The 26,607-nt window shown below is 70.6% G+C and carries 14 protein-coding genes; 4 read left to right on the forward strand and 10 right to left on the reverse strand.

Annotated elements, in window-relative coordinates; genetic code table 11:
- Positions 1-48 precede the first annotated feature (48 nt).
- Positions 49-816, reverse strand: coding sequence for a hypothetical protein (locus TA3x_RS23980; protein WP_435017201.1), 768 nt, complete (start codon positions 814-816; stop codon positions 49-51).
- 117 nt (positions 817-933) lie between these two features.
- Between TA3x_RS23980 and TA3x_RS23985 the strand changes: the two genes are divergently transcribed.
- Positions 934-2,196, forward strand: a complete 1,263-nt coding sequence (locus TA3x_RS23985; RefSeq protein ID WP_435017202.1) for a hypothetical protein — start codon at positions 934-936, stop codon at positions 2,194-2,196.
- Between the two features lie 11 nt (positions 2,197-2,207).
- Here the strand turns inward: TA3x_RS23985 and TA3x_RS23990 are convergent, their stop codons facing one another.
- Together TA3x_RS23990 and TA3x_RS23995 are read right to left on the reverse strand one after the other, a co-directional pair.
- Positions 2,208-3,515 (reverse strand): MFS transporter, encoded by a 1,308-nt coding sequence (locus TA3x_RS23990; protein WP_435017203.1) that lies wholly within the window; start codon positions 3,513-3,515, stop codon positions 2,208-2,210.
- A 20-nt stretch (positions 3,516-3,535) separates the two neighbouring features.
- Positions 3,536-4,888 (reverse strand): enolase C-terminal domain-like protein, encoded by a 1,353-nt coding sequence (locus tag TA3x_RS23995; protein WP_435017204.1) that lies wholly within the window; start codon positions 4,886-4,888, stop codon positions 3,536-3,538.
- 404 nt (positions 4,889-5,292) lie between these two features.
- Between TA3x_RS23995 and TA3x_RS24000 the strand changes: the two genes are divergently transcribed.
- Both TA3x_RS24000 and TA3x_RS24005 read left to right on the forward strand, forming a co-directional pair.
- The gene (locus tag TA3x_RS24000; RefSeq protein WP_435017205.1) at positions 5,293-6,777 is read left to right on the forward strand and encodes a S8 family peptidase; all 1,485 of its coding nucleotides are present in this window, start codon (positions 5,293-5,295) and stop codon (positions 6,775-6,777) included.
- 29 nt (positions 6,778-6,806) lie between these two features.
- Entirely contained in the window at positions 6,807-8,150 is a 1,344-nt protein-coding gene (locus tag TA3x_RS24005; RefSeq protein WP_435017206.1) for a hypothetical protein, read from the forward strand.
- Positions 8,151-8,156: 6 nt separating this feature from the next.
- On the opposite strand, the gene TA3x_RS24010 is transcribed toward TA3x_RS24005, so the two are convergent.
- From TA3x_RS24010 to TA3x_RS24025, 4 genes are all read right to left on the reverse strand, one after another.
- Positions 8,157-9,422, reverse strand: coding sequence for a DUF1501 domain-containing protein (locus TA3x_RS24010; protein ID WP_435017207.1), 1,266 nt, complete (start codon positions 9,420-9,422; stop codon positions 8,157-8,159).
- Positions 9,423-9,424: 2 nt separating this feature from the next.
- Complete coding sequence (locus tag TA3x_RS24015) at positions 9,425-13,129, reverse strand: DUF1553 domain-containing protein (protein ID WP_435017208.1); 3,705 nt, start codon at positions 13,127-13,129, stop codon at positions 9,425-9,427.
- Positions 13,130-13,255: 126 nt separating this feature from the next.
- The gene (locus tag TA3x_RS24020) at positions 13,256-14,710 is read right to left on the reverse strand and encodes a DUF1501 domain-containing protein (protein ID WP_435017209.1); all 1,455 of its coding nucleotides are present in this window, start codon (positions 14,708-14,710) and stop codon (positions 13,256-13,258) included.
- Between the two features lie 24 nt (positions 14,711-14,734).
- Complete coding sequence (locus TA3x_RS24025) at positions 14,735-17,476, reverse strand: PSD1 and planctomycete cytochrome C domain-containing protein (RefSeq protein ID WP_435017210.1); 2,742 nt, start codon at positions 17,474-17,476, stop codon at positions 14,735-14,737.
- A 164-nt stretch (positions 17,477-17,640) separates the two neighbouring features.
- Here TA3x_RS24025 and TA3x_RS24030 point away from each other — a divergent pair, with 164 nt between their 5' ends.
- A complete protein-coding gene (locus TA3x_RS24030; RefSeq protein ID WP_435017211.1) occupies positions 17,641-18,891 on the forward strand; it encodes an alpha/beta hydrolase family protein in 1,251 nt (416 codons plus the stop codon).
- A 27-nt stretch (positions 18,892-18,918) separates the two neighbouring features.
- Here TA3x_RS24030 and TA3x_RS24035 read toward each other — a convergent pair whose 3' ends face one another.
- From TA3x_RS24035 to TA3x_RS24045, 3 genes are all read right to left on the reverse strand, one after another.
- Positions 18,919-22,308, reverse strand: a complete 3,390-nt coding sequence (locus tag TA3x_RS24035) for a hypothetical protein (RefSeq protein ID WP_435017212.1) — start codon at positions 22,306-22,308, stop codon at positions 18,919-18,921.
- 174 nt (positions 22,309-22,482) lie between these two features.
- Positions 22,483-23,955, reverse strand: a complete 1,473-nt coding sequence (locus TA3x_RS24040; protein WP_435017213.1) for a DUF1501 domain-containing protein — start codon at positions 23,953-23,955, stop codon at positions 22,483-22,485.
- A 13-nt stretch (positions 23,956-23,968) separates the two neighbouring features.
- Positions 23,969-26,575, reverse strand: a complete 2,607-nt coding sequence (locus TA3x_RS24045) for a PSD1 and planctomycete cytochrome C domain-containing protein (RefSeq protein ID WP_435017214.1) — start codon at positions 26,573-26,575, stop codon at positions 23,969-23,971.
- Positions 26,576-26,607 lie beyond the last annotated feature (32 nt).

Below are 26,607 nucleotides of genomic sequence, written 5' to 3' on the forward strand. Positions count from 1 at the left end.
GTCGGGCCCGGCGGGGGAATTCGGGAGGGTCGGACGGCTCGGCCTCCATCATGGGCGGACGGCGGCGGTCCTGGCAACCGGCCCGGCATTCCAGACCTTCAGGTCATCGAAGCGGCCGTCCTTGCCGCCGACCCCGAGTTCGATCTTGCTCTTGGTGGCGTGCGCGATGCCAGACGACTTGAGGTAGCCGGCGGGCTGGCCGTCCAGGGTGACCCGCATCTCGTCCCCGACGGTCTCGACGACCAGGGTGTACCACCGCCCTTGCTCGATCTTGGCGGGATAGGTGACGCTCCGCCCCGCGACGAGCTTGGCGACCTCGGCCCGGCGGGCGGGGTCCTGCTTCATCGCATAGATGTCGTTGCGCATCCCGCCGTCGCGCTCGTCGATCAGGGTGACGCCATTGGGGCGGACCTGGGCGCGGCAGATGTGGCCGTAGTGGGATCCCTTGAAGGTCCGGTCGTCGAACTCCACGTCGATCATCGTGGCCCCGTCGAACCGGATCCGCGCCTCGACGACGCTATCGCGGGTCGGGATCTCCAGCCCCTGCACGGCCGCGTGGGCCCGGATCGCCGGCTTGCCGCCCTCGCCGGGTACATCCTTATCCCGGGCCTGGGTCCCCTTGAGCGTCCCGCCCTCGAAGGCGAAGGCCGGGACGACGGTGCGCCAGACCTTGGCCGGCTCGGCCGCCTCGAAGTCGTCGGAAAAGAGCAGTTCCTTCTTCTCCGCGATCGGCGAGGCCGGGACCGGGGGCCGGTCGGCGGCCAGGGCCGGGGCGGCAACGAGGAGGCCCAGGGCCAGCGCATGGCGTGAGATCATGGATCGCTCGGTCGGTTCGGGTGGGGCGGGATTGCGGGCGTCGGTCGCGTCATGTTAGATCAGCCGATAGGTCCGCTCAAGATCCGACCTCCGCCGCAAACTTACCGAGACCCGGCCATGACCGACCGACGATCCACCACGTTCGACCGCAGGGCCTTCCTGGGCGGGGTCGCGGCCATGGCGGCGACCGGCCGGGCCATCGCCCGGGCCGACGAGGCCTTGCCCCCGGTCCGGGCGATCACCCGAGGGCCGAAGCATCACTGGTTCGGCTATTACGACAAGCTCGAATTCGACCCCACGTGCCGGTATGTCCTGGGCATGGAGGTCGATTTCGAGCATCGATCGCCCCGGCCCGAGGATGCGATCCGGGTCGGGATGGTCGACCTCCGCGACGGGGACCGCTGGATCGACCTGGGGGCCAGCACCGCCTGGAACTGGCAGCAGGGCTGCATGCTCCAGTGGCTCCCGGGCTCGAAGACCGAGGTGATCTGGAACGACCGGGCCGATGGCCAATACGTCTCCCATGTCCTCGACGTCGCGACCCGGTCGCGGAGGACCATCCCGGCGCCGATCTACGCCGTCAGCCCGGATGCCCGGTGGGCGATCGCGCCCGACTTCCGCCGGCTCAACGACACGAGGCCCGGCTACGGCTATGCGGGCATCGCCGACCCGGCGCCGAATGTCGCGGCCCCCGATGATGCCGGGATCACCCGCATCGACCTGGAGACGGGCCGGTCCGACCTGATGCTCTCGTTCCGGCAAATCGCCGCCCTCCCCTATCTGGACGGGGGGCCGAAGGAGGCGAAGCACTGGTTCAATCACCTGCTGGTCGCGCCCGGCGGCCGTCGCTTCTGCTTCCTCCACCGCTGGCGGACCCCCGCCGACGGGACGAAGTTCCGGACCCGGCTGATCACCGCCGACGCCGACGGGTCGAACCTCCACGTCCTCGACCCCTACGGCAACACCTCGCACTTCATCTGGCGCGACCAGGACCATCTCCTCGCCTGGGCCACGCATCCCTCGCGCGGCACGAAGTTCTACCTCTACACCGACCGGACCGACCGGGTCGAGGTCGTCGCGCCCGACGTGATGGCCGAGAACGGGCATTGCACCTACCTGCCCGGCAACCGCTTCATCCTCAACGACACCTACCCCGACAAGCAGCGGAACCAGCATCCCTACCTGTATGACACCCGGACGGGCATGAGGCACCCGCTCGGCCACTTCCAATCGCCCGCGATCTATACCGGGGAGTGGCGATGCGACACCCACCCCCGGTCCAGCCCCGACGGTCGGAGCGTCGTGATCGACTCCCCCCACGGCGGCCAGGGGCGGCAGCTCTACCTGATCGACGTGGGAGGGATCGTCGATCGGGCCTGAGCCGCGGGGGATCAATCGGGCAGCGGCCGGCCCTTGGTCTCGGGCGCCAACCAGATCAAGACCAGTCCGAAGGCGTAGATCAGGCTGGTCGCGGACAGGCTGGCTGGCAGGTCGCTCTTGAACCGCTCGTAGAGCCCCCCGGTCAGCACCAGCGTCCCCACCCCCGCGAAGATCCGGCCGAAGTTGTAGGCGATCCCCTGGGCGGTCGCCCGCACCCGGGTCGGGAATAACTCGGGCAGGTAGAGCGGCGCCCATCCATAGAACGCGGCAGTGGTCAGCCCCACCGCGAACACGCCCCACAGGAACCCCGGGCCGAACGTCTGCGGGGCACGGAACAGCCAGCCCGTCGTCGCCAGGGACAGGAGGCACAGGAAGAAATAGGCCGGGCGGCGGCCGAATCGGCCCGCGAACAGGGCCGCCGCCAGCGTGCCCAGGCAGGCGCCCGACGCCGAATAGCTCTGGGCGAACTCCTTGGCCCGGGGCTGCGCGGGCCCGGCCAGGTCCACGGCCCACATCGGGATCCACTGCACCGCCCCCCAGGTCCCCAGCAGGGCGATCCCGGTGAGCAGGGTCGCGACGAGGCACCGGCCGCGGATGCCCGGGGCGAGGATCTCCCGAGGCCGGACCGGCTCCGCATCGGCCACCTGGCTCTCCCATCTGGGCGACTCGGGCACGGCCAGCCGGATCAGGAACGTCAGCGCGGCCGGGGCAACCCCCGCGAACATGAGGATCCGCCAGTTCGATGGCGAGTCGCCCATGATCCGGCTGACTTGCAGGCTGGTCTGCGCGATCAGGAGATAGCCGAGGTTCCCCGCCACGCCGATCGCCCCGGCCAGGTAGGGTCGGGCCCGGGTCGGCCAGATCTCCATGACCAGCGCCACGCCCAGGCTCCACTCCCCACCCATCCCCAGGGCGGCCAAAAACCGGACCGCCGCCAGGTGCCAGACCGAGGTGGCGAACCCGCCCAGCCCGGTCACGCAGGTGTAGGTGAGGATGGTCAGCGTCAGCGCCCGTGTCCGGCCGATCCGGTCGCCGAGCCAGCCGAAGACGAACCCACCGGCGGCCGCCCCGAACAGGAACAGGGCGGTCAGGATCGCGTTCCACCAGTTGACGACGACCCCCAGCCGCGCGGCGACCTCGGCCGAGGTGGCGCCGCTGCCGAGTTCGGCGGCGACGCCCGGGCCGAGCAATTCCCGCAGGGCCGGGTGGGCGATCAGGGGATGCAGGCCCATCTCGAAGCCGTCGAACATCCACCCGAGCGCCGCGGCCACCAGGGCCAGCCACCGCCCGCGCCGGAGTCCACTCTCGCCGTCTTCCATGAGTCCATCCTCCGGGGAGATCAATGGCCCAGGCCCAGGCCATCCAGCACGCCGGTGCGGATCACGCCGTCCCGGGGGCGGAAGGTGTCGGGATAGGCCGGTTCCAGGGCCCGATTGGCACCGGGGCAGTATTGCCGGCCGTTCCCCTCGATGGCGGCCACGCCCGGGATGCGGGCGGCCATACCGGCCGAGTGGAGGAACGAGGCCCCCGGGCAGGTCAGGTCCTGGACGCAGAGGAACAGCCCATGCTTGCGGGCATATGCCGCCATCAGCAAGGCCTGGCCGTGCCCCTTGCAGGTCTTGAGCGCCACGCCAGAATAGCCCCGATCGCGGGCGAGCAGCAGGCTATCCAGCCCGGTCAGGGACTCGTCGATCACCACCGGACGGACGGCCGCGACCTCGTGCATGATCGCCTCGGGGTGGGCGTGGAGGTCCCGCGCGGTCGGCTGCTCGACGTACTGGACCTTCTCCAGCGCCCCCGGGGCCTCGGCCCGGAGCCGGTCGAACAGGTCGAGCACCTGCCCGGCCGAGGAGCATCGCTCGTTGAAGTCGAGCGAGAACCGCCAGCCGCCATGACCGCGTTTCCTCCCCGCCTCCTCGGCGATCCGGTCGATGGCCATGACCCGCTCGGCGTCCCAGGCCGGATCGTCGCCGTTGAGCTTGATCTTGAGGTGGGTCAACCCCTCGCGGTCGATCCACTCAACCAGCGTCTCGGGCAGCCCGTCGCCGATCGGTTTGCCCACGTCGGCCGCCGTGAGCGGGTCGACCGCGCCGACCAGGTGATAGAGCGGCAGCGTGGGCAGCGGTTGGGTGTTGATGTACCGATCCAGGAACTCCCCCCGGAACTCCGGGGTGAGGTAGTGCGACAGGTCGCGCGAGACGAACTCGGGCCCATAGCAGGCGTAGACGTTCCGGCCGTGGGCCTTGCCGTAGGCGTCGTGTAACGCGGCGTCGACCGGCGAGGCGGCGACCAGCGCCATCATCCTCGGCATCGCCTCGGCCAGCCCCATCTCGGCGACCACCCCGGCGGCCAGGCCCTCCAGTTCATGCTCCAGGACGACGCCGATGTCCAGGGGATGCCCCGCCTCGCGGTACTCCGACAACCACTTCGATGCCGACTTCGCCAGCCGGCGGACGGCCTCCTCGGTGTCGGCCGGGCCGACGCGGGAGGTCGGCCAGCCCCAGACGTTGCCCAGGGGCATCGAGCCGGTGCCGGTCGCCGTCCGTCCGTCCCGCGTCTCCACCGTGACGCTGACGTGCGAGACCTGGCTCCCGTCAACGATCCGGCCGCCGAATTTGAGCGGGGCCCGGAACGGGGTGTCCTCGAAGTCGCAGCGGACCTCTTTCACGCGGATGTCGTTGGGGTTCGTCATGGGCGTCGAACTTACCGCAAGGGCGGCCCGCTCGCCAGGTCCGGGGCCGCCGCAAGCTCCGATCGGTCGGGCCGGGGACGACACGCCCGATTCTCGATATTTTTCGACCCGGCTCGATCCTTTCCGCCCAATCATGTCGCATAGTAAGAACGGGACAATAATCCCGCTTACGGGATTAATCTCGGCGAAAGCCATCCCGCCCGTCGATCATCGAACCGGAGCCGCCCATGGCGAAACGGAAGCCCCGAATACCGCCGTCCACGCCCGTACCCGACGATCCCGCCCGGACGCCCGGCATCGGGAACCGGCCGGACCCGTCCCCGTCGCCCCATTCGGCCGGGGTGGACCCGCCGACCGCCGATCCCGCCGATGCAGGATCGGCCCGGGGTCTCCTCGACCGGGCGGTGATCGCCATCCCGTTGCTCAAGATCCTCGAAGCGGAGGCGGCCGGGCCGGAGGCCGGCCGCCTGGTGTTCCTGGAAGGCCCGCCGCCCGCCCCGAAGCTCCACCCGATCATCATCGACCTGAACCTGCTCTACCCGCGGGAGGGGCGGATCGGCGCCAAGCGGAGGGTGGCCGAACTGATCGGGCGCGCGATCCGGGCGGCTTCGGGCGATGAGTCGCGGGAGGGGATCAACCACGCCAGGAGCGGGCGGAGCGAGCAATACCTGTTCTGCCGGCTCGCGGCCGAGACGATCCGCCGCCTGGTCGCGATGGATTCCGACCCCAATGAACCGGGTGCAACGAAGCCGTTCCACCGGTCGATCCACCACGTCTGGCCCGACTTCCGGGTGAAGGGGCTCATCAACCGGTCGATCTCCACGATCAAGGCCGACGCCGCCCATCGGTCCTTCTCGGCCCTGGGCGAGGACATCGTCTGGGCGGTCATCGACTCCGGGATCGATGGCAATCACCCCCACTTCCGCAAGTACGACAACCTACGGCTCGACGACCCGATCGCGCCCGCCGACTTCACCGTGGTCGGGTCGGCACCGCCCCGGCCGATGCAGGATGTGTACGGGCATGGGACCCACGTCGCCGGGATCATCGCCGGGGGCCTGGATGCCAGCAAGAAGGCGCCGATCCTGGTCACCACGCGGCACCGCGACGAGCGGGGGGAGGTCCGATCGAACCAGGATCGCCTCACCGCCCCGATCACCGGGATGGCCCCGCGCTGCAAGCTCTTGAGCCTGAAGGTGCTCGACGACGAGGGCGAAGGGGAGGCGAGCAGCATCATCGCGGCCCTGGAATACATCCAGGAGATCAACGGCAACGGCCGCCACATCCGGATCCACGGAGTCAACCTGAGCGTCGGCTACGACTTCGATCCCGAGTGGTTCGCCTGCGGCCAGAGCCCGCTCTGCGTCGAGGTCAACCGCATGGTCCGCTCGGGGGTGGTGGTCGTCGCGGCCGCGGGGAACTCGGGCTATGGCCAGATCGCCCCCAGTTCCCCCGGCCTGGTCCGCGAGGCCGGTCTCGGCCTGACCATCAACGACCCGGGCAACGCCGATCTCGCCATCACGGTCGGATCGACGCATCGGGATATGCCCCAGGTCTACGGCGTCTCCTACTTCTCCTCGAAGGGGCCGACCGGCGACGGCCGGTACAAGCCCGACCTCGTGGCGCCGGGCGAGAACATCCTGTCGTGCCGGTCCGCCGACGAGGCCCCGCGCTCGGCCGAGCACTACCAGGAAAAGAGCGGCACCAGCCAGGCGACCCCCCACGTCTCGGGCGTGATCGCCGCGTTCCTGTCGTGCCGCCGCGAGTTCATCGGCCGGCCCGAGGAGGTCAAGCGGGTCTTCCTGTCCAGCGCCACCGACCTGAATCGCACCCCGTATTTCCAGGGCAAGGGGCTGGTCGACCTCATGCGGGCGATCCAGTCCGTCTGATCCCCACCCGCTTCATCATCGAGGACATCATGCCAGTCGTCGCGGACATCGCCGGCTTCCCCGGCTTCGAAGTCGAGTTTCGGAAGGACGGCTCGCCGGCGGTCGCGTCCGACCTGGAGGGAGCGGCCCGATTCGCGAGCGAACGGGATCTCACCGACCTCGTGGTGGCCTCCCACGGCTGGAATAACGACATGGCCGAGGCCCGGGCCCTGTACGCGAACCTGTTCGGCCGGGTGCGGGGCCTCCGCGACGGCGGCCGATCGACGAGGCTGGACGATCGGAAGATCGGGGTCCTGGCGATCCTCTGGCCATCCAAGAAATTCGCCGAACGCGACCTGATCCCGGGCGGTGCGGCGGCGATGGGCGGGCCCCCTTCCCCCGGGCAAGTCCGGGAGATCCAGGGTCATATCGACGCCTTGGGCGGATTCTTCGATCGCCCCGGCGCGGATCAGTCGCTCGATCGGGCCCGATTGCTGATCCCGCAATTGGAGGACAGCCCCGGGGCCCGCCGCCGATTCGCCGATCTCATCCGATCGACTTTGGCCGTCTCGGAGTCCGATCCCGAGGGGGAGCCCGGCCGGTTCGTCGCCCGGGATGGCGAGTCCCTGATGAGGCAGTTGCGGGCCCCGATCCTCGTCGGCCATCCGCCGAGATCTGAAGGCGGGAAGGCCGCGGCCGGGCTGCGTGACATGATGGGCGGGGTCACCAGGACGATTGCCGATGCCGGTCGCGCCGCGACCGACGCAGCCGGGCGACTGCTCAACCTCGCGACCTATTATCAGATGAAGGATCGAGCCGGGGTGATCGGGCTGGACGGTTGCCATCGGATGCTCGGCCGGGTGCGGGCGGAATCCCGAGGGATCAAGCTCCACCTGATCGGCCACAGCTTCGGAGGCCGGCTGCTGACGGCCGCTTGCCTGGGCCCGGAGGGTCGGCCGGCGATCGTGCCGCAGTCGCTGACCCTGCTCCAGGCGGCGTTCTCGCACGACGGCTTCGGGACGAAGATCGATGGGACGCGCGACGGGTACTTCCGCCGGGTCGTGGCCCAGGGGCGGGTGGCCGGGCCGATCCTGATCAGCCATACCGCGAACGACTACGCGGTGGGCATCGCCTACGCCCTCGCGTCGCGGCTCGCCGGTCAGGCGGGGGCCGCAATCGGCGATGCCGGCGACCGCTTCGGCGGGATCGGCCGCAACGGCGCCCAGAAGACGCCCGAGGCCATCTTCACGACCCTGGGGCCGGTCGGCACCCCGTACGACTTCCGGCCCGGCCGGGTCTACAATCTCCGGGCGGATCGATACATCGGGGGGCATGGCGACATCGCCCGGGACGAGGTCGCCCATGCCCTGCTGTCGGCCATCGCCGCGACCTGATCCGGGTCAGGCGAACAGGGCCGCGATCGGCCGCCCGTTGTCGGTGATCGGCACCGGGCGGTCGCCGTCGTAGAGGTTCTTGCCGGGGTCGATGCCGAGCGCCGCGTGGATCGTGGCGAAGAAGTCGGGCACCGAGACGGGGTCCTTGACCGGCTTGCGGGCCAGTTCGTCGGTCTCGCCGAACGCCCCCCGGTGGGACAGGCCGCCGCCGGCGAGGACGCAGGTGAAGGCCGTCCCCTGGTGGCCGCGACCGCCCCCGCTGTCGAACTCGGGCGGTCGGCCGAACTCGGACGTGATCATGATCAGGGTCTTGTCCAGCAGCCGCTTCCGTTCGAGGTCCTCGATCAGGGCCGACATCGCGGTGTCGAGTTCGCGGATCAGGGCATCCTGGTGGAGGATGCCGGCGTTGTGCACGTCCCAGCCGGTCCCGTTGAGGAAGTTGAGGTTGTGCGACACCTCGATGAACCGGACCCCGCGCTCGACGAGCCGGCGGGCCAGCAAGCAACGCTGGCCGAACTCCCCGCCGTAGCGGGTCCGCAGGTCGCCCGGTTCTTCTTCGAGGCGGAAGCCCCGCGTGAAATCCGGGCCGCTCAGCTTCAGGCCTAGGTCGATGGCGGCGTCGTAGTCGCGGAGCCGGTCGTCGGCCGACTCCTGCCCCTTCCTCATGGCGGAGAGCAGGGACTCGCGGCGGGACTGCCGGCCGGGGGTGATCCCGTCGGGCCGCGACAGCCCGGCCGGGCCCTGGCTGGTGTCCGTGAGGTAGAGATAGCTGTGCCGGGCCCCCAGGAAGCCCGGCCCCCGGGTGATGTTGGGATAGCCGATCAGGACGTAGGCCGGGACGCCGTCCCCCGCCGCGCCGAGTTCGTGGGCCACGGCCGAGCCCAGGGACGGGTAGACCACCGTCCCGCTGACCGCCCGGCCGGTGTGCATCCGGTTGGTCGCGGCGGCATGCTCGTCGATCACCTCGTGGTGGACGGCTCGGACCGCCGTGACCCGATCCATGAGCGGGGCCATCTGGCTCAAATGCTCGCAGACCGACACCCCGGAGACCGCCGTGGGAATGCTCGGGTAGAGCGACCCGGCCAGCTTCTTCTTCGGGTCGCCCAGCCGCTTGGGGTCGAACGTGTCGATCTGGCCCATGCCGCCGCCCAGCCAGATCGAGATGACGTGCTCGGCCTTGCCCCTGGGCGGGGCGTCCCCCGGCCGGGCGTTGGCGATGGCGGGCCAGAGGGCGGCCCCGCCCAGGGCCGAGGCGAATTGGCGACGGTTCATGGTCAGGGCATCCACACGAATTCGCGGGTAATGATCAGGGTCCACGCCAGGTCCTCGAACCGCTCGCGCCACTCGGGCCGGAGCCGGGGGTCGGCGGGCGGGCCGACCCGGGCCCGATGCTCGACCTCCAGCTTGACCGTGGTCGCCTCGGACACCAGGTGGTTCGACCAGGTGACCCGGGGCAGGCGGGGCAAGGGCTCCAACGCCGCGACCTCGGACGTCGGGAACAGTCGATCGTCGAATCCCTCCGCCAGCGAGGAGCGGGCCGCGTCGCGCTCGGCCGGGGTCGGCGGGCGGCCGAGGAATCGGAAGAACATCGACTCGGCCAGCCCCTCGGGGGACGTGGCCTCCGCGGCCAGGTCGGCCAGCGCCCCGCCGGCCGAGGCCCGCGTGACCCAGGTCGAGACGATGCCGTTGGCCAGGATGCCGGGCTGGAGCACGTTGGGGTCGGATTCGCGGTCGGTCCGGGGGTTCTGCCGCGACCCGGACCAGCCGAAGGCTTCGAGCACGTCGGTCACGGCCTGGGCCCTCGGCAGGCTCAGGCTCGGCCGGTCGCGCTCGTTGGACAGGCTGGCGAACATCCAGGCCCGCGACGGCGCGCCGAGCGAGATCATCGAGTCAGGCGGCCGGCGGGCGTCGGGGTCGAAGGTGATCTCCTCGACCTCGATCGGCCTTCCCGAGGCGAAGAACAGCGAATCCACGACCTGCTCGGCCGACAGCCGTCGCCGGTCGGGGGCGGCGAAGAACCTCCGGTCGGGCGAGGCGGCCAGGTTGTGCCCCTCGGCCTCCCTCTGGTAGGCCCGCGACGTGAGGATCAGCCGGGTCAGGTATCTGAGGTCGTATTCGTGCGCGATGAACTCGCGGGCGAGCCAGGCGATCAGGTCGGGGTGGCTGGCGGGGTGCCCTTCCCAGTCGTGGGCCGGCTCCACGAACCCGGCCCCCATCAGGCGTCTCCAGATCCGATTGACGATCACCTGGGCGAACCGCTCGTCCTGCGGGGCGGTGATCAGGGCGGCCAGCCGCTCGCGGGGATCGTCGGGCGACTGCATCAGGGCCCGGACCGAAGCGTCATCGGCGCACCCGGTGGCCTTGGCGAACGGCCAGGCCGGCTCGATCACCTCGCCGGGCTTGAGCGTCACCCGAATCAGGGATTCGCGGGCCTTGCGCTCGAAGAACGCCGCGGGCACGGTGCTCGTCTTGGGCACGGTGACGGGCTTGCGCTCGAACAGGGCCGACAGGGCGTAGAGGTCGCGTTGCTTGGTGCTGTGATAGGGGGAGTCGTGGCAGCGGGCGCATTGCAGCTCGATTCCGAGGAAGGCGGAGGCGACGACGTGCCCCTTGGCCGCGAACGGGGCGTCGTTGTCGGCCGCCAGGCCGAACCCGGCGCTTCCGCCCTCCCGCTCGCTCCCCTTGAGGAGGACCAACTCGGTCACCAGCCGATCCATCGGCTTGTTGTCGCGGAGCGCCTCGTGGAGGAACCAGCGGAACGGGCCGGTGTTGTTCAGGCTGGGCTTGAGCATGTTCGGGTTTTCGGCCAGCACGTCCTGCCAGTAGCCGACCGAGTGGTCGGCCGTGCGCTCGTCCGCCAGGAGGCGGTCGATGGCCCGCTCGCGCTTGTCGGGCGAGGCGTCCGCCACGAAGGAGCGGGCCTCGGCCTCGGTGGGGGGCACTCCCACGGTGTCGAGCGTGACCCGGCGGAGGAACGCCGCATCGCCAACCACGGGAGGCGTCCGCACCGAGGCCGGGTCGACGGGCGGGGCCGGCCACGGGGCCCCGGCCTGGATCCAGGATTCCAGCGCGGCCACCTGGGCAGCGGAGAGCCCTACGCCCTTGGGCGGCATCCGCTCCCCGTCGTCGTGGCTCTTGATCCGGGCGATCAGGGCGCTCGCCGCAGGGTCGCCGGGGACCACGGCCGGCTGCTCCGAGTCGCCCCCCTTGAGGGCGGCCGCCCGATCATTGAGCTTCAGGCCCCCCTTCTCCTTCTCTCCGTGGCAGCGGAAGCACTGGTCGCGGAGGACCGGCAGGACCTCGGCCTGGAACTTCCGCGACTCCTCGCCCTTCGACCGCTCGGACTCGTCCACCGCCTGCCGGATCCTGGCGGCGAGGAAGGCGTCGATCGGGTGATCGCCCGGGGGAGGCGTGGGAGCCGGGTGCTCGGCGGCCCAGGCCCGCGCCTTCTCGTGGCGACCGGCCCAGTAGGGATCCTGGCTGGCGGCGGCCGCGCGGCGGGCCCGGTCGTCGTGTGCCAGGAGGGAGGCCTCGATCCGGGCCAGGGCCGACTCGATCTCGGCATCGGCCAGGGGGATCGCCGAAGCCGACCGGGGGTCGGGACCGAGGATTGCGAACGACCGGCCGTCGGCCCCCTGGACCGCCACGCACAGCTCGCCCGGCTCGGCGCGGAACTTCTTGCCGCCCACCATGGTTTCCAGGACGACGCGGGCCGGACGGCCGGGCGGGATGTCGGCCTCGCCGAAGGCCTCCTGCTGGTCGAACCCGGCCGGCCGCACCCCGGGGAACGGCGGCACGGTCAGCGGCGGGATCGGCTGGTGCCCGTCCGAGGTCGGCGCGAGCGGCTTGGTCCGGGCGACGACCCGGCCATCGACCCAGAGGCGGGACAGGCCCCTCGCCCGGATGAGGAAGCGATGCCGGCCGGGGGGGAGCGTCACGTCGGCGGCCAGCCGGGTCAGCACCGGGGCCTTCCAGCCCTCGCGGATGCCCCAGGCGTCATAGCGGCGGGGGAGGCGCGGGAGGAGGAAGTCGGTCCCGGACCAGCGGGCCGTCTCGCCGGGGATCGGGTCGCCGACCTCGGGCCATCGCAGGTGCGACGCGAGCCCTTCGTGGAAGGTCGCCCGGACCTGCCCGGCGGGCAAGGGGCCGAGTTCGGGCATGACCTCCGGGGCGACCTTGGCGACCGTCTCCGGCCCTTCGCGGCGGAACCGGGCGAGGAGGACGTCGTCGCCGAGGATCTCGCGATGGACGGCGACCGCGTCGAGCGACCCCTTGAAGCTGTTGGAGGCGTTGCCTTTCATGGCCGAGCCGATCCAGACGGCATCGTCGTCGGTCACGGGCGCCTCGGCGGTCGCCCCGCCCATGTCCCAGCGGCCGGGCTTCGGCTTGCCGTCGATCCACCCCTTGATGCTCGCGGGCTCGCCGAACCGGTAGGCGACGGCGATATGGTGCCAGCCGGAACCCGGGACGAACCCATCGTCGCTGGTCCAGCGGTGCCAGTGGGCGTCGGTCTTGGCGGTCCCGCTGACCGGAGGGGTGGCGAACAGGAAGTTGACGCAGGCCTTGCCCTTCCCCTCGCGGACCCGAAGGGCCCAGTTCTGGTTGTCGCGGGGGAACTCCTTGGCCCAGGTCCGCCCCTTACCGATGACGTAGCCGCTCTCGCCGGCGCGGAGTTCGTCGACCTTCACCCAGGCTTCCAGGGTGATCGACTGGCCGTTGGTGAAGGTGAGCGGGCCGCCGGAGAGCGGGCCATCGAAGGCGAAGTACCCCTCCCCATCCAGCCGGACGGCGAGGTTGCCCGGTTCGAGGTCGGGGAACTCGGGGGGCCTCGGCCCCGGCACGTCGCGCTGGACGGTGCCCCTGGCCACCAGGGGCGTGGTCTCTTCCTGCCCGAAATCCCACCGCACGGCCGGCCCGGCGGCCCGGGCGGTGAGGGCGGAAACCACGATCAGGAGGGGGACGAACCGATGAGCCTTCATGGGTCGATCTCCGACCGGGCCGCCCGAGGCAGGATGGGGCGTCGGTCTCCGGGTAGTCGCACCGAGTGGGATCGATGCATTGGAACCGACATGCGTGGCTTTCACAAGCCAATTCCGGGCCCGTCGTCAGGCGAGGACGTCGCGGATGACGCGACCGTGCACGTCGGTCAGCCGACGCTGGGCCCCGTTGTGGTAGTAGACCAGGCGGGTGTGGTCGAGGCCGAGGAGGTGGAGGATCGTGGCGTGGAAGTCGTGGACATCGACCACGTTCTCGACCGCACGATGGCCAAACTCGTCGGTCGCACCGAAGCTGAAGGCCCGCTTGACGCCGGCCCCGGCCATCCAGGCGGTGAACCCGGACGGGTTGTGGTCGCGTCCCTCGGCCCCCTTCTGGAAGGTCGGCATCCGGCCGAACTCGGTCGTCCACAGGACCAGGGTATCGTCGAGCAGGCCCCTCGACTTGAGGTCGCGGAGCAACGCGGCGGCGGGCCGGTCGAGGATCGGGCCGTGGCGGTCGTAGTCGGACTTGATCCGCCGGTGGCCGTCCCAGTTCAGCGCCCCCTCCCCCATAGCGAACGCCCCGTTGTAGAGCGTGACGAACCGGACCCCTCGCTCCAGGAGCCGCCGTGCCAGCAGGCAGTTGCGGCCGAACGCGGCGGTCAGGGGGTTGGCATCGTCGAGCCCGTACAGTTCCCGCGTGGCGGGCCCCTCGCCCGACAGGTCGCTCACCTCCGGGGCGCGGAGCTGCATCCGTGCGGCGAGCTCGTAGGAGGCAATCCGGGCCGACAGGTCGGCGTCTCCGGGATAGCGGGCGAGGTGGTCGTCGTTCAGGACCTTCAGGAAGTCGCGAGCCGCGCGGTCGTCCCCCTCGGACAGCCCGGCCGGGCGGGCCAGGTGGGGGATCGGCTTGTCGGCGTTGAAGGCGGTCCCCTGGTGGATCGCCGGCAGGAACCCCGCAGCCCAGTTGGCCGGCCCCTGCTGGGGGACGCCCCGGGGGTCGGGGATCGCGACGTAGGCCGGCAGGTCCGAGGTCTCGGCGCCCAAGGCGTACGACGCCCAGGCCCCGAGGCTGGGGAAGCCCTCGGTGGTGAAGCCGGTGCTGAGGAACATCTCGCCCGGGCCGTGGGTGTTCGTCTTGGAGGTCAGCGAGTGGACGAAGCACATCTCGTCGGCCAGCTCGGCCAGATGAGGCAGCAGGTCGGAGACCATCTTGCCCGACTCCCCGCGCGGTCGGAACGCCCAGGGGCTCCGCGCCAGGTTGCCGTTCTCCCCCTGGAAGGTGACGAGCTTGTCGACGCCCGGCAGCGGTTGGCCGTGTCGCTTCTCCAACTCGGGCTTCCAATCCCAGGTATCGAGCTGGCTGAGCGCCCCGGTGCAGAAGATCTGCACGACCCGCTTCGCCCGGGGAGGGTGGTGGGGGATGCCCGGTGGATGCTCACTCGCGAGGTCGCCCGCGAGCAGTCGTCCTTCGGCCAGCAGGGCGCCCAGGGCGATCCCGCCCAGACCGCCGGCCATCCCGCCCAGGAAGCGGCGACGATCCAGCAAGCAACGACCACCGGGGCTCAGGGTCGGGTCGGCCATGGGCGGCGGGCTCCGGGGACGGATTCAGGGGACGTGGAGGAATTCGTTGCTGTTGAGCAGGGCCCGGGCCAGCGTCGACCCGCCATGATCGCGGATCAGCATGGAGGCGTCGTTCCACTCCGCTTCCGTCGGGGATCGACCGAGGGTCAGGACGAAAGCCCGCTCCGCCTGCTCGCCGAAATCCGCGCCAACCTCCCGCTCGACGCGGGCCGCAAGCCGGGCGGACTGGTCGAGCATGAACCGGCTGTTGAGCAGGTTGAGAGCCTGAAGCGGCGTGGTCGAGACGTTTCGCCTCGGGGCGACGAGTCCGCCGTCCGGACAGTCGAAGACGCCGAAGGTCGGGTCGGGCTGGCTGCGGGGCTTGAACTGGTAGACCATCCGCCGGAAGGCGTCGGGGCCGAGTTCGGCCCGTGGAGTGAAGACGGCGACGTAGTTGGTGTTCGGCTCCCACAGGCTATAGCCCGGCCCGCCCATCCTCGTGTCGAGCGAACCCGATGCGGCGAGGATCGCGTCCCGGATCTCCTCGGCTTCGAGCCGCCGGGGGGGGAACCGCCAGAGCAGTCGGTCATCGTGGTCCCGGGCCAGGCCCGACGCGTCGGGCCGGCTCGACTGGCGATAGGCCGCCGAAAGGACGATCAGTCGGTGGATCGGCTTGAGCCGGCCGCCGTTGGCCAGGAACTCCGAGGCGAGCCAGTCGAGCAGTTCGGGGTGCGATGGGGCGACGCCGTTGAAGCCGAAGTCGCTGGGCGTGGCGACGATCCCCCGGCCGAAGTGGTTCTGCCAGGCCCGGTTGACGTGGACCCGGGCGGGGAGCGGGTTGGCCGGGTCGGCGATCCACCGCGCCAGGGCCCGGCGCCGGTCGACCTCCGGGGCGTCGGCGGGCAGTTCGAGGCCGGGCGGGACGGCCAGGATGCCCCCCGGCACCACCGGCGCCTGCGGCTGCGTCGGGTCGCCGCGGCGGAGGATCCGGGTCGGGCCGGGCTGGGCGAACGTCCCGGCATAGACCGAGATCGTCGGAGACAGTTCGGCGATCCGCTTTCGGAGGGGGTCGCGGCGCTCCCGCAAGGCCCGATGCCCGGGCGACTCCTCGAAGCCCTCGCCGGAGCGGGCCCGATCGGCCGACGAGGCGACCGTTTGCCAGCGTCCCGGCTCGGTCTCCAGTTCAACCAGATAATCCGTCGGGGTCCGATCCTGGTACTTCCCCTCGCGATCCCGCCCCCAGACGACCCGGTCGACGGATTCGGCCTCGGGCCATTCCACCTGGAGCCAGCCCTGACCGTTGACGGCCGAGATCCAGCTTCGCCCGTTGCCGACCCGGCCGTCGTTGGCGTGTTCGAGCCGGTGGATGTCGGACCCGGGATAGGTCGACGAGGCGAGCGGCTTGCCGCCGGAAGCGGCCAGCGCCACGTTGCGGGGGGTCGGGCCGGCCGTCCAGACCTCCAGCTCATCGATGCAGGGCTCGATGCCGTTGTTGGTGGCCCGGGTCGTGAACCGGACGGCCCGGGCGCGGGCGGGCTCAAAACGCTCGACGTTCCGCCTCGGCGACACGGGAGGACGCGACGGCGTGGCGAGTTCGGGATGGGCCAGCGGCTCGGCCTCGTCGAGTTCGCGGTCGATCCGGATCACCTCGGCCTCCGCCTCGGCCCGCTCGACGGCGCGGCGATCGGCATCGGGGGCGGGGAGGGCGCGATCGGCATGCTGGATCCCGGCGAGCAGGGACTGGAGCCGGTAGTAATCGGCCTGGCGGATCGGGTCGAACTTATGGTCGTGGCACCGGGCACACTGGGCGGTCAGGCCGAGGAAGGCCGTCGAGGTCGCGGCGAGGATGTCGTCCAGGTCGTCGACCCTTTGCTGGAGCTGGGCCTCCGGGATGGCGTTGGTCACGACGTCGTGGGACCCGCCGACCAGGAAGCCGGTCGCGGCCCGCCCCAGCCAGTCGGCGTCGGGCAGGGCGTCGCCGGCCAGTTGCTCCTCGACGAACCGGGCGAATGGGGTGTCGCGGTTGAACGCCCGGATCACATAGTCGCGGTAGGGCCAGGCGTTGGGCCGGAGTTGATTCGTCTCATAGCCGTGGCTCTCGGCGAACCGGACCACGTCGAGCCAGTGCCGTCCCCACCGTTCGCCGTGGTGGGGCGACTCCAGGAGGCGGTCGACGAGCCGTTCATAGGCATCGGGCCGGTCGTCGGCGACGAACTCGCGGACTTCCTCGGGCGATGGCGGCAGGCCGATCAGGTCGAAGCTGACGCGGCGGATCAGGGCCGCTCGTTCGGCCTCGGGAGCGGGTCGGAGCTGGGCCTTCTCCAGCCCGGCGAGGACGAAGGCATCGATCGGGTTCCGCACCCAGGCCGGGTCGCGGACTTCCGGGACCGCCGGGCGGCGGATCGGCCGCAACGACCACCAATCGGGCCCGGCGCGCCGGGGTTGCAACGGCTCGACCTCGTAGGCGGCGCCGGAGTCGATCCAGGCGCGGAGCGCCGCGATCTCTTCCGGCTTGAGCGCGCCGCTGGGCGGCATCTCGCCGGACTCGACCCGTTCGAAGAGGAGGCTGTCGGCGGACTTGTGCGGCTCGATGGCCGGCCCGGTCTCGCCCCCGGCCAGGGCCGCCGCCCGCCGGGACAGGTCCAGCTTGCCCTTCTTCGAATCCGCCGAGTGGCAGCTCAGGCAGCGATCGACCAGGAGCTCGCCCACCTTGGGCCCGTCCGAGGCCCTGAGGGCACCGGCAAACAAGGCGAACAGCAGACCGCCCCGGATGATGACGCGTCGCATCCTGATGTCCATCATCCGGCCCCTCGACCACACCTGGTCCGCCCGGTCCACGAGGGTTCATCCTAACCAAATGATTGTTCAACACAAGGAGCCGGGACGGTTGCATCGGGACGGATACGATGCGAAGCTCCGGGACCGAACCCCATCGACCCGGAGCCTCCATCATGCCCTCCGCACGTTTCGCCGCCGCTTTCCTGGCCGGGCTGTTGCTCCCGGCCGCCTCCCGCGCCGATGGGCCGGGGCTGGCCCGCGCCACCCCGGAGATGCTTCGGGCGCCGCGGGTCGAGCCCGCCCCTGGCTTCTCGGCCGAGGGGATGGAGGCCGTCTTCTACGATGCCCTACCCTGGAAGGGGAAGCCGACGCGGACCTTCGCCTGGATCGGCATGCCCAGGGTGGAGCCGGGGGCCAAGGTACCCGGGATCGTGCTGGTCCACGGCGGGGGCGGGACGGCGTTCGAGGACTGGGTCCGGCTCTGGACCGGGCGGGGCTATGCCGCGATTGCCATGGATACCTGCGGCACGGTGCCGCGGGGCAGCTATGGCAAGTGGGATCGCCACGACGCCGGCGGCCCGCCCGGCCCTGACTTCGCCGCCTCCGATCAGCCGGTGGAGGACCAGTGGCCCTATCACGCCGCGGCCGACTTGATCCTCGCCCACTCGCTCCTCCGGTCACGGCCCGAGGTCGACCCAAACCGGATCGGCCTGACCGGGATCTCGTGGGGCGGCTACCTGACCTGCCTGGTATCGGGCCTGGACGACCGGTTCAGGTTCGCCGTCCCGGTCTACGGCTGCGGCTTCCTGGGCGAGAACTCGACCTGGAAGCCGGAACTGGAAAAGCTGGGCGAGCGGGGTCAACGCTGGCTCGACCTCTGGGACCCCAAGCATTATCTCCCCCACGGCAAGATGCCCAAGCTCTGGGTCACCGGGACCAACGACTTCGCCTATCCACTCGACTCGCTCATGAAGTCCGTCAAGGTTGCGGGCGGATCATCGACGCTCTGCATCCGGCCCAGGATGCCCCACGGCCACGGCGGGGCCGGCGAGAATCCCGAGGAGATCCACGCCTTCGCCGACGGCATCCTCCGGGGCGGGAAATCACTGGCGAGCTTCGACTATTTCGAGTCGGACGGGAACATCCTCTCGGTCGGATTTCGCGGGGAAATCCCCATCACCAAACTCGAATTGATGTGGACCAAGGACTCGGGACCCTGGAAAGATCGCCGATGGGAGGCCACGGAGGTCCCCATCACGGCGAAGGCCACGAATTTATTCGGCGACCCCATCAAGATCCCGGCGGGCACGGGGACAGCTCCGCTTCCGTTTGGTTCCACGGCAAGTTACTGGAACCTAACGGACCAACGCGGGTTGGTCGTTAGCAGCCGCTTCTGGCCCATCAAGACGGGCCAGGGCGACTGAAGCTGGGGACCGTGGAAGGGCCAGAACTCACGGCTTCTTCCCGGGGTCGATCAGGTCGCGGCCCACCCCTTCGAGCACCTTCAGGGCGTCGTTGCCGATCGAGCCCCTCGCCCCCGGCTTGCCCGGCTTGCCCGGTTTGGCGGCTCCGGGAACGACGCTCGGGAGGACCTGATCGAGCACGCCGTTGAGTTCATTCCGCACACCTTTGCGGACCATGGTCTTGGCCGCATCGCGGAGGGCGACCTGGAACGCCTTCTTATCCAAGGCCGGGCGCGACAGGGTGCCGCCGATCGGGATCGTCACCTTGGTGTCGCCCACGATCTGATTGAGGGTCTTGTCCTTGCCGAGCATCTGGCCGGTGATCGGCATCTGGGCCCTGAGGGCCAGGGTCTGGTCGAGCCCGACCGAGCCGTCGAGTTGGACCTTGGAACCGCCCGGCACGTCGATCGACAGCCCGCTCTGGTTGACCCGGCCGTCGGCGATCAGGATCTTCAGGGTCTGGTCGAGCTTCAACTGGGGCGCGGCGATTCCGCCCATGCCGAGGACTTCGGAGACGAACGGGCCCGGCTGGAAGATGACGTTCTCGAATCGGGTCAGGGCATCGGCCTGGGTGAGCGTGTTGCCCACGATCGGGACGACCGCGGTGTTGACGACCAGGGAGAGCTTGCCCCGGACCTGGGTGGACTGGCTCAACACCGGTGCGATGTAGGTCAGGATGTCGTGCGAGACGACCTCGTTGATCGCGGCGCCGTCGATCCGCGACCCCCGGGCGATCCGCAGCCCCAGCCCATTGGGGTCGTCGAGGATCAGGTCGGCGTTGATGGCGACCTTGCCGTCGTTGAGCGTGGTCTGGATCGGGTCGAAGGCCGCTTTCCCGTTGCCGAGCCGGAGCACGACCGGGGCCGGCCCCAGGGTCATCCCGAACGCACGGGTCGAGGTCAGGTCCAAGCCGATCTCCCCGGTCAGATCCTTGAGGATCTGCGAGGCCGACTCGCCCGACGCCCGGCCGGCCAGCTTGAATGCCCGACCCTTGCCCCGGATCTGGGCGTTCGGCTCGATCGAGGTTGCGACCATCTTGTCCAGCCCTTCCCACCGGGGCTCGATCGTCCCGCTCAGGTCGATGAACCGATCGCCGGTCAGGTTGGCGATGTTGCCCGCGACGACGAACTGGCCGAACCGGGTCTGGAGGTCCAGGGCATCGAGGTGGAGGTAGTTGACGTTCGGGACGTATCCGCCCTTGGCGGCCAGCGAGACCGGGCCTCGGGGCGAGGTCATGACGAGGTGGTCGATGTTCATCCCGCCGTCGAACCGGAGGACGCCGTCCAATCCGCGATTCACGGTCAGGCCCGACGCCCACTTGCCGCCCAGGCCACGCGGCTCGGCCCCGGCCCAGACCACCAGCATCTGGTCGAGGGCCCCGAGGTCGCCGACCAGGTCGGCGCGGACCGTCACCGGCAGGCCTTCCTGGTTCAGGCCGCCGACCCGGATCCCTTCGTTCGCCAGGGCGATGGCGCCCGACGCCCCGGCGGCCAGCGGCATCAGGGTCAACTCCCCGGCCGTCATGTCGAGCCGGCCCTTGACGTCGAGGGCGATCCGGGCCTGGGCGGCCTTGGGATCGTCCGGGGTCAGGGACACGTGCAGTTCATCGAGGTCCTGGACCAGCCCGACGGCCGCCTTGGAGCGGCGGAAGGCCACCCGGGCCTCGGCCCGCGACGGGATCGGCGAGGTGAGCGGGACCGACGCCCCCGCGTTCAGGGCGAGCGCCTCCCCCTCGGCGGCGGCGTGGAGGTCGGCCTTGGCATCCCCGCCGTCGATCGCCACGCGGCCTTGAGCCCAGCCGTTCGGGATGCCGATGGGGGTGCTCGGGCCGTCGGCGGTCCCCTCGAACCGGACGCGGTCGCGGGCGATCGGGTCAGCGGTCAGGCCGGCGACCGAGAGGCCGGCGACCTCCGAGGCGAACCGGGCCTCGTAGGCCGTCCCCTTGTGGCGATAGTCCGCCTTGAACCGGGCCTGGCCGGCCACGGCGACGGCCCCCAGGTCGAGCCATTCGCGGAGCTGGGCCTCGGCCGCGGCGAGGTCGGCCGTCCCGTCCAGGACGATCCCCCGCTGGAGGTCGCCGGTCGCGGTCGCATCCAGCCCGGCGGCGCGGATCGAGAACCGCTCGACGGCCACGTTCCCCCCCGATCGCGTGAAGGCACCCGAGAACGTGGCCGGGTCGCGCAGGGCCAGCGGCTTGCCCCGATCCTCGCCGGCCAGGTCGGCCAGGCTGGCCATGACCCGGAATCGTTCGGCCCCGTCGCCGGTCGCCATCTCCGCCTCGATCTTCGCCGTCCCCTTGTGCAGCGCGAGGCCGTCGCGGAGCGGGATCAGGTGAGGCAGCATCCGCGACAGGGCGGCGAGGTCGACGTGCCCATCCACCCGGGTCGGCGCCGTGGCCGAGGCCGGGATCGAGCCGGTCGCGCCCAGGGCGGCCACGGCGCTCTTGACGTTCAGTTCGTTGATCTGCCAGCCCGATGCGGACTCGGCCACGTCGCAGCCCAGAGCGACGCTCTCCAGCGACACGCGGTCGCCGCCCAGGATCGGCCCGTCCGCGACCGCATCGCGCAGCTCGGCCGCGCCGCTGGCTGACCAGAGGCCGCCCCGGCGATTCGCGCCGAGTTCGCCGAAGTACCGGCCGCGGGCCGCGAGCCCGGCCTGGCTCACGGCGACCGGCCACCCCTTGCCGACGGCGTTCGCGCTGAGGTCGGCCGGGGTCCCCGCCTTGGCCCGGTGGTCGTAGGTGGCGTGGAGGTCGAGCGATCGGTCCTTCTCGATCAGCGTCAGCGCGAGGTCGGCCGGCTTGGCCGGGGCGACGGTGAGCTTGCCCCGGAACGCCTCGGCGACGATCCCGCCCGGGACCTCCGGCGTCTTCACGCTGAACAGGCGCCCGGCGACGACCACCACGACCGAGGGGTCAGACGGCTCGGATTTCTTGGGGTCGCTGGGTCCGTTCAGTCCGGCCAAAGCATCCAGGACGTCGATCGAGCCGTCGGCCCGGCGCTCGACGTCGACCCGAGCCTCGTCGACCGTGATCGTGCCATAGTCGCCCTTCGATCGGATCAGGGCGAGCAGGCCCTGATCGATCCCGACCTTCCGCGCCGAGACGACCATCTTCCCCTTGGGGTCGAACAGGGCGACATCACCCAGCTCGATCGGGCGGGTCCAGGACAGCGACGCCCGCCCAAGTTGGATCTTGCCCGGCTTGAGCTGGCCGTTCACGACCCGGACCAGCAGGAGCCGGCCCGGCCATGAGCCCAGCAGGGTCGGCAGGGCGACGACCAACGCCAGGGTCACGATGACCAGCAGCGCCGATCCGATCTGGATGCGACGCTTGAGCGATCTCGGGCGACGCGGGGTTGGGGCGGGGGGATGGTCCATGGCGGGCGAACTCCATTTCGGCGCGGATGGGCTTCCTCGCGGCCGGGCTCCGCCCGACCTCTCGCTCATTCACCAAACTCGGCGCATGGCGTCACAAGACTTGATCAATCAGCCTTCTCTGAACCCATTCGTGGTTTCAGCCGCCCGGGCGACAGAAGCCCGCGAAAAAGGCGGTCAGGCGAGGATTTCCCGGATTGGCCGGCCGTGGTCGATGTCGAGCCGTTTCTGGCCGGGGACCTCTAGGCGGCGGGAATCGAGCCCGAGCTGGTGGAGCACCGTGGCGTGGATGTCCGTGACGTAGTGCCGCTGCTCGACGGCGTGGAAGCCCAGCTCGTCGGTCGCGCCATGCACCACCCCGCCCTTGATACCGCCCCCGGCCATCCAGACCGAAAACCCGTAGGGATGGTGGTCGCGTCCATCCTTCCCCTCGGTCCCGGGGGTCCGGCCGAACTCGGTGGCCCAGACCACGATCGTCTCGTCCAGCAGCCCGCGCCGCTTCAGGTCCTTGAGCAGCCCGGCGATCGGCCGGTCGACCTGGCCGCAGAGCTGGGCATGGCCGTTCTTGAGGTCGGAGTGGGCATCCCAGGCGCCGGCGGCCCCGTTGGCCCCGTGGTAGACCTGGACGAATCGGACCCCCTTCTCGACCAGTCTGCGGGCGGCCAGGCACTGGGCGCCGAACGGCTTGGTGGCGTCCTGGTCGAGGCCGTAGAGGGCCTGAGTCTCGGGCGTTTCGAGGTCGAGCTTGACCACCTCGGGGACGCTCGCCTGCATCCGGAACGCCAGCTCATAAGAGCGGATCCGGGCCCGGAGGGCGGGATCGTCGGGATAGCGGGCGGCGGACATCCGGTCGAGCTTGCCGATCAGGTCGAATCCGGCGGCCTGCTCCTCGCGGGTCACGCTCGACCCGGGCGAGGCGAACGGGAGGGGATTCTTGGGGTCGACCGAGAGCCGGACGCCGTCGTGCTCCGGGCCGAGGTAGTTCGACCCATGCCCGTTCATCCCGCCGCAGCAATCGGCCAGGGGGGTCCCCAGGACGACGAAGCTGGGCAGGTCGTCGTTCAACGACCCGAGGCCATAGTGGATCCACGATCCGATCGTCGGGAACGCCCCTTCCAGGGCGTGGCGGCCGGTGTGGAACTGGAGCTGGGCCCCGTGGTCGTTGTCGGTCGTCCACATCGACCGGACCACGGCCAGGTCGTCGACGCACTCGCCCAGGTGGGGCCACCAGTCGGACACCTCGATCCCGCTCTGGCCCCGTTTCTGGTAGCCGACCTGCATCGGGAAGATGCTCGGCTGGATCTTGTGCTGGCCGGCGACGAACTCGCGGAGGTTCTTCTTGGTGAAGGGGGATTCGAGCACCGCCTTGTGCGGGGTTTCGGCGATCGTCTTGCCGGCGTACTTGTTCAACTCCGGCTTGGGGTCGAAGCTCTCCATGTGGCTGGTGCCGCCGATCATGAACAGCCAGATCACGTTCTTCGCCCTGGGCGCGAAGTGGGGTTTGCCGTCGGGCGGGGTCCAGAGGCCCGTTTCGTCCGCCCGCGCCACGCCTTCCCTCTGGAGCATCGCCCCCAGGGCCAGGCCGGTGAATCCCATCCCCATGTCGGCCAGGAACGCCCGCCGGGGGACTCGCCCGTGATGGGTTGCCATGGATCGAGCCCTTTCAGCGGATGGTCAGGAAGTCGTTGTGATTGAGCAGCACGTGCACCAGCCCTTCGCGGGCCCTCTGCCGAGGGTCGGCGGCCGGGGCGACCTCGCAGGCGGCACCGCCGTCGATCGGCTTCAGGTCGGCCGGAGACTCCAGCGACCGCGCCAGTCGCGTCAGGTGATCGACGCAGGCGGCCCGTTCCTCGTCGGTGGGGCCCCGGCCCAGGGTCCGCTCGAAGGCCGACCGGACGAACGCGTCATCCGCATCCGGCGCGATCGAACGCGACAGGTCGGCGGCCAGGCGTCGGCTCGCGGCCAGGACCAGCGGGCTGTTGGCCATCGCCAACGCCTGCTGGGGGACCACGCTCTCGTCGCGACGATAGCACGAGCTGACGTTGGGGGCGTCGAAGATCGCCAGGAAAGAAACCTGCTTCTCGGCCGCGTGGCGGAAGTACAGGCTTCGCCTCTTGGAGGTCAACCACGCGTCCGGATCGAGGTCCGGCCCGCCCCTCGCCGGGTCGAGCGTGCCGGAGGCCAGGAGGACGTTATCCCGGACGATCTCGGACTCCATCCGCCGGGGGTTCATCCGCCAGTATTTGGAGTTGTCCGGATCGACCGACGCGGCATCGTGGCCGGCCCCGGTCGAGACGCGTCGGTAGGCATCGCTGGTGACCAGGAGGCGGTGGATCGCCTTCATGCTCCAGCCCCGCTCCATGAACTCGACGGCCAGCCAGTCGAGCAACTCGGGATGGCTGGGGGCCCGGCCATTGAGCCCGAAGTCGGCCGGGGTGCCCACCAGGGGGCGGCCGAAGTGGCGGAGCCAGATGTGATTGATCGCGACGCGGGCCGTCAGCGGGTTGGCCCGATCGCCGATCCGGCGGGCCAGGGCGAGCCTCCGGCCCGTGCTCGTCCGAGGATAGATCGGGCCGAACGAGGTGTACCGCCCGGTCGGGTTGACGGCCGCCGTGCCCGCGGCATACATCGCCTCGCGGGCCTTGGCCGCCTTGGCGTCGGCCCTCGCCTTCTCGTCGGGCTTGGCGGCGAGCTGTTGCGCCATCTCGGCCTCGGCCAGCGTCGCCTCGGCCCGCCGCAACGTCGCTTGACGCTCGACCTTGAGGGCCTCGGCCGCCGCCTGCTCGGCCGCCTTGGCATCGCGGGGCTCGGCATACTCGGCGCGATCGGCGGCGATCCGCAGGCGGGTCGACTCCCGCTCCCAGAGTGCGGCCGCCAAAAGCTTCTCGGCCAGCGCCGCATCGGCATCGACGCGCGGGCCAGTGAGCAGGGCCTTGTCGTGCGCGGCGCGGGCCGACGCGAGCGAGGTCTCGGCCGCGTCGGTCGCCTCGGCCTGGACGAACGATTTCATCCCCGGATAGAAGGCCGTGAGCGGCAGCTTGACGGGCTCGATGGCCACCGGCCCGCCCAGGAACGCCGGCAGGCCGGGCGAGAGCGGGTGATCCTTATCCGGGCTCTTTTCGTCGCCGCGGGCGTAGAGGAACGTCGGCGTGTCCGGATTGGCATCATAGACGCGCGCCAGGGCATCCTTGGTGAGATCCGCCTGGCCGGGACGCCGGTCGGCCCGGACCTCCTGGGGCTCGAAGAAGGCGCGGAGGCGATAATACTCGGTCTGGCTGATCGGATCGTATTTGTGATCGTGGCAGCGGGCGCAGGCGAAGGTCAGCCCGAGGAAGGCGCGGGCCGAATGGTCGACCGTGTTCTGGAGGGTCGTATCGCGGCTGAACTTGGACCAGTTGCGGGCGAGGAAGCCGGTCGCGCGGAGGGCGGATTCGTCGTCCGGGGCGGCCTCGTCGGCGGCGAGCATTTCGAGGATCATCCGGTCGTATCCCTTGTCATCATTCAGGGATTCGACGATCCAGTCGCGCCACCGCCAGATGTGAGGCTGGCTCTCGCGGACCTCCGCCTTGTAGCCGGCCCAGTCGCTGTACCTCCAAATGTCCATCCAGTGCCGTCCCCACCGCTCCCCATAATGGGGCGAGGCGAGCAGGCGATCGACGGCCTTCTCGTACGCATCCGGCGCCGGGTCGGCGAGGAAGGCCGACCGCTCGGAGGGGCTGGGGGCGAGGCCGGTCAGGTCGAGCGAGACCCGCCGGAGGAGTTCGCCCCGGTCGGCCTCGGGTGCAGGCGTGAGACCGGCCTTTTCCATTCCGGAGGCGAGGAAGGCATCGACCGGGTTGCGGATCTCCCCCGGACCGGAGACGCCGGGGACCTCGGGCCGGGTCGGTGGCCGGAAGGACCAGTGGTCGCGAGGGTCGGGTTGGGGCTTCTCCTCGGGGGCGTGGGCCCCCTGGTCGATCCATCCCCGGACCAGTTCGAGTTCCTTCGCGGACAGGGGCTCTCCTTCCGGGGGCATCCTCAGCCCGCCCGCCCCGGTGAGCTTTTCCACGAGCAAACTCTGATCGGACTGCCCGGGCTCGATCGCCGGACCGCTCTCGCCACCCCGGAGCATCAGGGCCGCGGTATCGACGCGGAGACCCCCTTCCTGCTTCAAGGCACCGTGACAAGCCACGCAGCGCCGGGCCAGGACCGGCTTGATCTCGCGCGGATAGTCCACGGTGGCGAGTGGCGAGGCGACGAGGGCGAGCGCCATCAGGGCGGGGAGCGTCATGGGTCGACTCCGGAGGGGCGGTGTCGAGGCGG

This window comes from Tundrisphaera macrotermitis, assembly GCF_051175315.1.
Lineage (GTDB): Bacteria > Planctomycetota > Planctomycetia > Isosphaerales > Isosphaeraceae > Tundrisphaera.

What these genes read in the sequence shown, in the direction of transcription:
- TA3x_RS23980 (WP_435017201.1), bottom strand. Translation starts at nt 816, where the DNA reads ATGATCTCACGCCATGCGCTGGCCCTGGGCCTCCTCGTTGCCGCCCCG.
- TA3x_RS23985 (WP_435017202.1), top strand. Translation starts at nt 934, where the DNA reads ATGACCGACCGACGATCCACCACGTTCGACCGCAGGGCCTTCCTGGGC.
- TA3x_RS23990 (WP_435017203.1), bottom strand. Translation starts at nt 3,515, where the DNA reads ATGGAAGACGGCGAGAGTGGACTCCGGCGCGGGCGGTGGCTGGCCCTG.
- TA3x_RS23995 (WP_435017204.1), bottom strand. Translation starts at nt 4,888, where the DNA reads ATGACGAACCCCAACGACATCCGCGTGAAAGAGGTCCGCTGCGACTTC.
- TA3x_RS24005 (WP_435017206.1), top strand. Translation starts at nt 6,807, where the DNA reads ATGCCAGTCGTCGCGGACATCGCCGGCTTCCCCGGCTTCGAAGTCGAG.
- TA3x_RS24010 (WP_435017207.1), bottom strand. Translation starts at nt 9,422, where the DNA reads ATGAACCGTCGCCAATTCGCCTCGGCCCTGGGCGGGGCCGCCCTCTGG.
- TA3x_RS24015 (WP_435017208.1), bottom strand. Translation starts at nt 13,129, where the DNA reads ATGAAGGCTCATCGGTTCGTCCCCCTCCTGATCGTGGTTTCCGCCCTC.
- TA3x_RS24020 (WP_435017209.1), bottom strand. Translation starts at nt 14,710, where the DNA reads ATGGCCGACCCGACCCTGAGCCCCGGTGGTCGTTGCTTGCTGGATCGT.
- TA3x_RS24025 (WP_435017210.1), bottom strand. Translation starts at nt 17,476, where the DNA reads ATGCGACGCGTCATCATCCGGGGCGGTCTGCTGTTCGCCTTGTTTGCC.
- TA3x_RS24030 (WP_435017211.1), top strand. Translation starts at nt 17,641, where the DNA reads ATGCCCTCCGCACGTTTCGCCGCCGCTTTCCTGGCCGGGCTGTTGCTC.
- TA3x_RS24035 (WP_435017212.1), bottom strand. Translation starts at nt 22,308, where the DNA reads ATGGACCATCCCCCCGCCCCAACCCCGCGTCGCCCGAGATCGCTCAAG.
- TA3x_RS24040 (WP_435017213.1), bottom strand. Translation starts at nt 23,955, where the DNA reads ATGGCAACCCATCACGGGCGAGTCCCCCGGCGGGCGTTCCTGGCCGAC.
- TA3x_RS24045 (WP_435017214.1), bottom strand. Translation starts at nt 26,575, where the DNA reads ATGACGCTCCCCGCCCTGATGGCGCTCGCCCTCGTCGCCTCGCCACTC.